This window comes from Pseudomonas brassicacearum (genome assembly GCF_918698105.1).
GTDB lineage: Bacteria > Pseudomonadota > Gammaproteobacteria > Pseudomonadales > Pseudomonadaceae > Aquipseudomonas > Aquipseudomonas brassicacearum_F.
Genome location: NZ_CAKKMI010000080.1, coordinates 18,845 through 27,384 on the forward strand (window position 1 = coordinate 18,845; position 8,540 = coordinate 27,384).

Genomic DNA, 8,540 nt, shown 5'->3' on the forward strand with positions numbered 1-8,540 from the left:
AGGATCACGTCAGGTGCGCCAACGCCAGCGGGCCAGGGCCTTCATGACTTTCATCCAGAGTTTGCGAGTGACCACCACGATGGCGTTTCCAGAAGAGGATTGAACAGCGTCGGGCAACGTTATCTCAGCGGCCGGGTCCAGGCAACCGGGAATTAACAGGCGCAAATCGTCGATCACCAGCGTCGGAAACTCTTCGGCGATTGGCCGGCCGTGGTTGTAGCCGTAACTCAGCGCCACGCATTTGACCCCTGCCGCTTTCGCCGCCAGCACATCGCTGCGCGAGTCGCCGACGAACAAGGACTGGGAGGCCGGGATGTTGGCCATTTTCATCACGAAGAACAGCGCGGCCGGGTCAGGCTTTTTCTGCGGCAAGGTATCGCCGCCGATGATCCAGCGGAAATAGCGGCCGATCTTCATCTGGTCCAGCAACGGCGCAACGAAGCGCTCCGGCTTGTTGGTAATCAGCGCCATTTCCACGCCTTGCTTTTGCAACCACTTGAGGGTGGAGCGCACGCCGGGATAGACCACCGTCAGTTGGTGGTTGCCTTCGTAGGCTTCATTGAACAACGCCAGCGCCCGCTCGGCCTCGGCATCATCGACACCTTGGGCGTCGATGTCATTGGCCAGGGCCCGGCGCACCAGCATTGGCGCGCCATTGCCGACCCAGTGGCGTACCGAATCGAGGCCGGCAGGCGGGCGTCCAAGCTTGAGCAGCATCGTGTCCACCGCCGCCGCGAGGTCCGGGACCGAATCGACCAATGTGCCATCGAGGTCGAACATCACCAGACGCGGCAAGCTGCCGGGGAACAGCTGCTCGAAGCCGCTCATGGGCGCGCCAGGGCCAGTTCGGCGCGCATTTGTGCAATCACCTCTTTGTAGTCGGGTGCATTGAAGATCGCCGAACCCGCGACGAACGTGTCGGCGCCGGCCGCGGCGATTTCACGGATATTGTTCACGTTCACGCCGCCGTCGATCTCCAGGCGGATATCACGGCCCGAGGCATCGATCAGCGCACGGGCTTCGCGCAGCTTGTCGAGCGTGCCCGGGATGAACTTCTGCCCGCCGAAGCCAGGGTTGACGCTCATCAACAGGATCATGTCGACCTTGTCCATCACGTACTTGAGCACGTCCAGGGGCGTTGCCGGGTTGAACACCAGGCCGGCCTTGCAACCGCCTTCGCGGATCAACTGCAGGGAGCGGTCGATGTGCTGCGTGGCTTCAGGGTGGAAAGTGATGTAGGTCGCGCCGGCTTCGATGAAGTCACCGACAATGCGGTCCACCGGGCTGACCATCAGGTGCGCGTCGATCGGCGCGGTGACGCCATACTTGCGCAGCGCCGCACAGACCATCGGGCCGATGGTCAGGTTGGGTACGTAGTGGTTGTCCATGACATCGAAGTGCACGATGTCGGCCCCGGCGGCCAGAACGTTGTCCACTTCCTCGCCCAGGCGGGCGAAGTCGGCAGAGAGAATCGACGGAGCAATAGCGAAGGGCTGCATGACGCACCTGTTTTGAGCGAAATCACGATGGCGCGCATTGTATACCTCAAGATTTGGCGCGCCCACCGTGGCAATCGATCAATACGCCGCGCGGTAGATCTTCTCGATATCGGCGGCGCTCAGTTGGCGTGGATTGTTGCGCATCAGCCGTTCTATTCCCGCCGCTTCCACCGCCATGGAGGGAATCACGTCATCGGTCACGCCCAGGCTGCTGAGGCCGTTGGGTATTTCCACGGCCGCGCACAGCGCAACCATGGCCTCCACGGCTTCGTCGGCAGCCTCAAGATCGCTCAGGTGGGCGGTCTTGAGGCCCATGGCCTCGGCGATGTCACGCATGCGTTCGACACACGCCATCTTGTTCCAGGCCATGACGTACGGCAGCAACAAGGCGTTGGCGACGCCATGGGACACGTGAAAGCGCCCGCCCAACGGATAGGCCAGCGCATGCACCGCGCCGACCCCCGCATTGCCGAATGCCATGCCGGCCATCAGGCTGGCCGTGGCCATGTCTTCACGGGCTTGCAGGTGAGACGGGTTGGCATAGGCCTTGGGCAGCGCGCGGGTGATCAGCTTGATTGCGCCGATGGCCAGCGCATCGGTGATCGGCGAAGCATTGAGCGACAGGTAGGCCTCGATGGCGTGGACCAGCGCATCGACGCCACTGGCAGCCGTGACGCTGCGCGGGCAGGTAAGGGTCATCTGCGGACTGACCAACGCCACGTCCGGCAACAGATAATCGCTGACGATGCCTTTTTTCAGCTGCGCGGCCTTGTCGGAGAGGATCGCCACGTTGGTGACTTCCGAACCGGTACCGGCCGTGGTGGGGATGGCGATCATGGGCGGGCCTTTGCGCGGCACCTGATCGACACCGAACATGTCTTGCAGCTCGCCGTGGTAACCGGCATAGACCCCTACGCATTTGGCGATGTCGATGGCACTGCCGCCGCCGAGACCGATCAGGCCATCATGGCCACCGTCGCGATAGGCTTGCATGCAGTCTTCGACAATGGCGATTTCCGGGTCCGGCATGACTCGGTCGAAAATCTCGTAGTCCCGTCCGCCCAGATGTTGCAGGGCCAGTTCCACGGTGCCGGACTTGACCAACGCCGCGTCGGTCACGATCAGCGGGTTGTCGACGTCCAGACGCGTCAATTCCGCGGCCAGTTGCTCGATGGCAGCGGCACCGGTGATCAGTTTATGGGCGATCTTGAATGAGGAAAGACTCATGTGCGCGGCCTCTTATTCGAGTATGGGCTGGCACAAGGATAGCTCGGTATTGAGGGTTGTCTGCCATTCAGCGTATGAATGCGATAAGGAACCTGTGGATGAGGCCCCTCTGGGAGCGAGCTTGCTCGCGATAGCGGATCAACATTCAACTTCTGTTTTGAATGTATCACCGCTATCGCGAGCAAGCTCGCTCCCACACTGTTTTTGCTTGGGCCTCAGACTTGGGTAGTACGCAGCTTCTCGCTACGCCCGCGCAACCACTCCAGGGTCAGCAACAGGATCACCGAGAAGGCGATCAGCAGCGTCGCCGCGGCGGCGATGGTGGGGCTGAGGTTTTCGCGGATGCCGCTGAACATCTGCCGTGGCAGGGTTGCCTGCTCGGGGCCGGCCAGGAACAGGGTCACCACCACTTCATCGAACGACGTCGCGAAGGCGAACAGTGCGCCGGAGATCACGCCCGGGGCGATCAACGGCAGGGTCACCCGACGAAACGCCGTCAGTGGCGAAGCCCCGAGGCTGGCGGCGGCGCGAACCAGGTTGTGATTGAACCCCTGCAAGGTCGCCGACACCGTGATGATGACGAACGGCACGCCCAGCACGGCGTGGACCACGATCAGCGAGAAGAAGCTGTTGCCCAGCCCCAGCGGTGCGAAAAACAGGTAACTGGCTACGCCAATGATCACCACCGGCACCACCATCGGCGAGATGACCAGGGCCATCACCAGCGCCTTGCCTGGGAAGTCACCACGGGTCAGGCCGATGGCCGCGAGCGTACCGAAGATCATCGCCAGCAACGTCGCCGCCGGGGCCACGATGATGCTGTTTTTCAGCGCCCGCATCCATTCGGCCGAGGCGAAGAAATCGTGGTACCACTGCAGCGAAAAGCCCTGCAGCGGGTACACCAGGAAGCTGCCGGAGTTGAACGACAGTGGAATGATCACCAACACCGGCAGGATCAGGAACAACAGGATCAGCCCGCAGAGTGTGCGCAAGCAGTAGAACCACACCCGTTCGACGGGGGACATGTAAGGACTCACCATTTTCGATCTCCCCTTAGCTCAGGCGCAGGCGACTGGCGCCCACCAGCCAGCTGTAAATCAGATATAGCACGATGGTCGCCAGCAACAGCAGCCCGCCGAGCGCCGTGGCCATGCCCCAGTTGATGCTGGTGTTGGTGTAGAACGCGACGAAGTAGCTGACCATCTGATCGTTCGGGCTGCCCAGCAGTGCCGGCGTGATGTAGTAGCCGATGGCAAGGATGAACACCAACAGGCAACCGGCGCCGACCCCGGCATAGGTCTGCGGGAAATACACCCGCCAGAAACTGGCGAACGGGTGGCAGCCCAGGGAAATCGCCGCACGCATATAGGTTGGTGAGATGCCCTTCATCACGCTGTAGATCGGCAGGATCATGAACGGCAGCAGGATGTGGACCATGGAGATGTACACACCGGTGCGGTTGAACACCAGTTCCAGGGGCTTATCGATGACGCCCATGGCCATCAGCGCACTGTTGATCAGGCCACCGGACTGCAGCAACACGATCCATGCGGCGACGCGCACCAGGATCGAAGTCCAGAACGGCAGCAGCACCAGGATCATCAGCAGGTTGCTCTGGCGCGATGGCAGGTTCGCCAGCAGGTAGGCCAACGGATAGGCCAGCACCAGGCAGATCGCGGTGATCACCAGGCCCATCCAGAACGTGCGGGTGAAGATATCCAGGTAAATCGCCTGGTCGGGGGTGGCCGCGGCCAGTTCGCCGAGGTCATCGATGCGGTGATCGACAGCCGCCAACAGGTAATAAGGGGTGACGTTGCTGGTGTTGCGGCGGATCACCTGCCAGTACGCCGGGTCGCCCCAACGCTCATCGAGGTTTTCCATGGCTTCTTTATAGGAAGCCGGCTCGGTGGCAAACGGCAACGCCCGAGCGGTCTTGGTCAGCAGGCTGCGATAGCCGGCCAGTTCCATGTTCAGGCGCTTGGACAAGTCGCCCAGGGTCTGATTCTTGCGGGCCTCGGCCAGGTCTTCACTGGCAGCCTTGTACACCGGCTCGCCCGGCAAACCACGTCCGTCCCAGGCCGCGACAGCGGTGACAGTACGCGGCATGGCGCCCACCACTTCCGGGTTGTTGACGCTTTTGAACAGCAGCGCCACGATCGGCACCAGGAACACCAGCAACAGAAACAGCACCAGCGGCGCGATCAAGGCCTGGGCCTTCCAGCGGTTGATCCGCTCGGCGTGCTTGAGCCGTTGCTTGAGGGTGGGGCTGGTGCCCGCGTTCAGTGGAACGGCGATGGCCATGGCGAACTCCGCAAATCTTTTTGATCGTTACAGGGGCGGCGGGCCGCCTCTGTTCTTTTGAAACACCCGGGTCGATGGAAGAACCTGTGGGAGCGAGCTTGCTCGCGAGGGCTGCGGCACATTCAAGTATTGATGTGCCTGACAGACCGCTATCGCGAGCAAGCTCGCTCCCACATGGATCTCATCCAGTTTCAGACCGTCGGGTTACTTCGCAGCCCAGGAGTTGAAGCGCTGCTCCAGTTGCTCACCGTTGTCAGCCCAGAAGCTGACGTCGATCTGCACTTGGTTGGCGATGTTTTCCGGGGTGGTCGGCATGTCTTTCAGGACATCCTTGGCCAGCAACGGTACAGCCTGGGTATTGGCCGGACCGTAGGCGATGTTTTCCGAGTAGGTCTTCTGCTGCTGCGGCGCCACCGAGAAGGCGATGAATTTCTTCGCAGCTTCGGCGCGGGTCTTGTCCAGGCCGCGTGGGATGGCCCAAGCGTCGAAGTCGTAGATGCCGCCGTTCCACACCACCTTCAGGTTGCTTTCTTTCTGTACCGCGGCGATCCGGCCGTTGTAGGCCGAGCTCATGACCACGTCACCGGACGCCAGGTACTGCGGCGGCTGGGCGCCAGCTTCCCACCACTGGATGTTCGGCTTGAGCTCATCGAGCTTCTTGAACGCACGGTCCTGGCCGTCTTTGCCAGCCAGCACTTTGTAGACGTCTTTCGGCGCTACGCCATCGGCCATCAGGGCGAATTCCAGGGTGTACTTGGCGCCTTTGCGCAGGCCGCGCTTGCCTGGGAATTGCTTGGTGTCCCAGAAGTCGGCCCAGCTGGTCGGCGCGGTCTTCAGCTTGTCGGCGTTGTAGGCCAGCACGGTCGACCACACGAAGAAGCCCACGCCGCAAGGCTGGATAGCGCCCTTGACGTAATCTTCGGCCTTGCCGAACAGGGCCGGATCGAGTTGTTCGAACATGTCTTCGTCACAACCACGGGACAATTCCGGGGACTCGACTTCCACCAAATCCCAGGAAACGCTCTTGGTATCGACCATGGCCTTGACCTTGGCCATTTCGCCGTTGTACTCGCCGGCCACGATCTTGCCATTGCCGGCCGCTTCCCACGGTGCGTAGAAGGCTTTGACCTGAGCCGCCTTGTTCGCCCCGCCGAAAGACACCACGGTCAGGTCCGGGCCCGCCGCCATCGCGCTTGCCGCACCCATCATGCCCAGGGTCAGGGCTGTGAACTTCAGGGATCTCAACATTTATTGTTCTCTCCACGTGCAGGGTTGGTGTTGGTACAGCAGGGGGCGATCAATTCGCCTCTAGAAGGGGATCGAGCGCACGCACATGCTCGACTTGCCAGCCAAGCGGAACCACGTCCCCGACGGCGAGCCCGGGATCGAGCTCGGCAATCGGCTGTTTCACGAAGAAGTCGTTCTTGCCGCAGACTTCCAGGCGAACCCGGACGTGGTCGCCCAGATAGATGAATTCCGCCACCCTCCCTGAGAAGCGGTTGACACATTGTTCGCTTGCGCCGTTGAGGCTCACCCGCTCCGGGCGAATCGACAGGGTCACCGGCTCGCCGGGCTTGCCGACATTCACCGCCAGTGCCTCGACCTTCTCACCACGCCCCAGCTCCACCAGGCAGCGCTCGCCGGTTTGACTGTGCAGGCGACCGTTGAGACGGTTGTTCTCGCCAATGAAGTTGGCGACGAAGGTGTTTTTCGGTTCTTCATACAGGGTGCGCGGCGGAGCGATCTGCTGGATCTCGCCCTGGTGGAATACCGCCACGCGGTCGGACATGGTCAGGGCTTCGCCCTGGTCGTGGGTCACGTAGACCACGGTCACGCCAAGGCGCTGGTGCAGGTGTTTGATTTCCATCTGCATGTGTTCACGCAGTTGCTTGTCCAGTGCGCCAAGGGGCTCGTCCATCAGCACCAGCTGCGGTTCGAATACCAGCGCCCGGGCCAGGGCTACCCGTTGTTGCTGACCACCGGACAATTGCGCCGGGTAGCGTTGGGCGAAGGTATCCAGCTGGACCATGCTCAAGACGCGCTTGACCCGATCACTCACGTCGCTCTTGTTCAGGCCACGCACCGTCAGCGGGAACGCCAGGTTCTCGGCGACAGTCATGTGCGGGAACAAGGCGTAGTTCTGGAACACCATGCCGATGTCGCGCTTGTGCGGTGGCACATTGTTGATCGAACGCCCGGCCAGCAGGATCTCACCGGCGGTTGGGGTTTCAAACCCGGCGAGCATCATCAGGCTGGTGGTCTTGCCGGAGCCGGAAGGCCCGAGCAGGGTCAGGAATTCGCCTTTGCGAATATCCAGGTTGAGGTCTTTGACGATCAGGTTCTCGCCGTCGTAGCTCTTTTGCACACCACGAAAGCTGACCAGCACATCACTGGCCCCCGCGCTTGAATCGACCTGGCTCATACCCGCACCTTTTGTATTGATGACTGCTTGTGAATCAAGCCTAGTGGAGCCTGGGGCCCGCGCAAATCGGGAGGCAAGAGAGAATCGCCTCAGCCAGATGGAAGAGTCGGGGTAGGGATTGCCCTACAAGGATGGCGGGATTGGGTAAGTGCGGCGGGCAGTTGGCAAAGGCACGCCGCAAGTAGGGGCAAAAGCGCTGTTGGGGCGTGTCGCAAATGGATATGCCGGCACAAAACCTGTGGGAGCGAGCTTGCTCGCGATAGCGTCAGAACACTCAGCATCGATGTTGACTGAGATACCGCTATCGCGAGCAAGCTCGCTTCCACAGGGGGAAATTGCGCACCTTAGAGCAACTTGTGCTCCATCGCATATTTCACCAGCTCCGCCAATGAGGTGATGTTGAGCTTCTGCATCAGCCGCGCCTTGTGGGTGCTGATGGTCTTGCTGCTCAGGGCCAGTTGCTGGGCGATATCGTTGACGTTGGCGCCCTGGGCCAGGCGTTCGAAGACTGAGAATTCACGCTCGGACAGCAGCGAGTGCAGCGGTCGGGTGTCGGTCAGGCCGACTTCAAAAACCATGCGGTCGGCCAGGTCCGGGTCGATGTAGCGGCCCCCGGCCGCGACCTTGCGAATCGCCATGAGCAGCAGGGCCGGGTCGCTGTCCTTGGTCGCGTAGCCGGCGGCGCCGACCTTCAGGGCACGGGCGGCCATTTGCGCTTCGTCATGCATCGACAGCACCAGGATGGCCGGTGGATTGTTCAGCGCCCGGATCCGTGGGATCGCCTCCAGGCCGTTGACGCCCGGCATGGAAATGTCCAGCAGCACCACCTCGCAGGGCACGTGGCGCAAGGTCTCGAGCAACTGCTCGCCATTGCTCGCCTCCCCCACCACCACCAAATCCTTGGCCAGGCCGATCAACTGCTTGATGCCCTCACGGACGATGGTGTGGTCTTCGGCTACCAGTACACGGATCACGTTGTTCTCCAGATTCAGGATCTCATCGCGAGCAAGCTCGCTCCCACAGGGTGTATGTGTACATCTCAATCAATGTGGGAGCGAGCTTGCTCGCGATTGGGCCCACCCAGGCAACCC

At 61.6% G+C, this 8,540-nt stretch carries 8 protein-coding genes; all 8 read right to left on the reverse strand.

Going from position 1 to position 8,540, the window contains the following annotated elements; all coding sequences use genetic code 11:
* Window positions 1–9: 9 nt before the first annotated feature.
* On the reverse strand, window positions 10–828 hold the full coding sequence (locus LQ215_RS24295; RefSeq protein WP_230152922.1) for a phosphoglycolate phosphatase: 819 nt from the start codon (window positions 826–828) through the stop codon (window positions 10–12).
* Entirely contained in the window at window positions 825–1,499 is a 675-nt protein-coding gene (rpe, locus tag LQ215_RS24300) for a ribulose-phosphate 3-epimerase (protein ID WP_230152923.1), read from the reverse strand. The genes LQ215_RS24295 and rpe overlap by 4 nt, the downstream gene beginning before the upstream one ends.
* A 78-nt stretch (window positions 1,500–1,577) precedes the next feature.
* Entirely contained in the window at window positions 1,578–2,726 is a 1,149-nt protein-coding gene (locus LQ215_RS24305) for an iron-containing alcohol dehydrogenase (protein WP_230152924.1), read from the reverse strand.
* A gap of 215 nt (window positions 2,727–2,941) precedes the next feature.
* Window positions 2,942–3,766, reverse strand: coding sequence for an ABC transporter permease (locus LQ215_RS24310; protein WP_230152925.1), 825 nt, complete (start codon window positions 3,764–3,766; stop codon window positions 2,942–2,944).
* Window positions 3,767–3,779: 13 nt separating this feature from the next.
* Window positions 3,780–5,027, reverse strand: a complete 1,248-nt coding sequence (locus LQ215_RS24315; protein ID WP_230152926.1) for an ABC transporter permease — start codon at window positions 5,025–5,027, stop codon at window positions 3,780–3,782.
* Between the two features lie 204 nt (window positions 5,028–5,231).
* Complete coding sequence (locus tag LQ215_RS24320; protein WP_003206153.1) at window positions 5,232–6,275, reverse strand: ABC transporter substrate-binding protein; 1,044 nt, start codon at window positions 6,273–6,275, stop codon at window positions 5,232–5,234.
* Between the two features lie 49 nt (window positions 6,276–6,324).
* Window positions 6,325–7,449 carry an ABC transporter ATP-binding protein gene (locus LQ215_RS24325; protein WP_230152927.1) on the reverse strand — a complete coding sequence of 375 codons (1,125 nt, stop codon included), beginning with the start codon at window positions 7,447–7,449 and terminating at the stop codon, window positions 6,325–6,327.
* A 344-nt stretch (window positions 7,450–7,793) separates the two neighbouring features.
* The gene (locus tag LQ215_RS24330; protein ID WP_003206156.1) at window positions 7,794–8,423 is read right to left on the reverse strand and encodes a response regulator; all 630 of its coding nucleotides are present in this window, start codon (window positions 8,421–8,423) and stop codon (window positions 7,794–7,796) included.
* Window positions 8,424–8,540 lie beyond the last annotated feature (117 nt).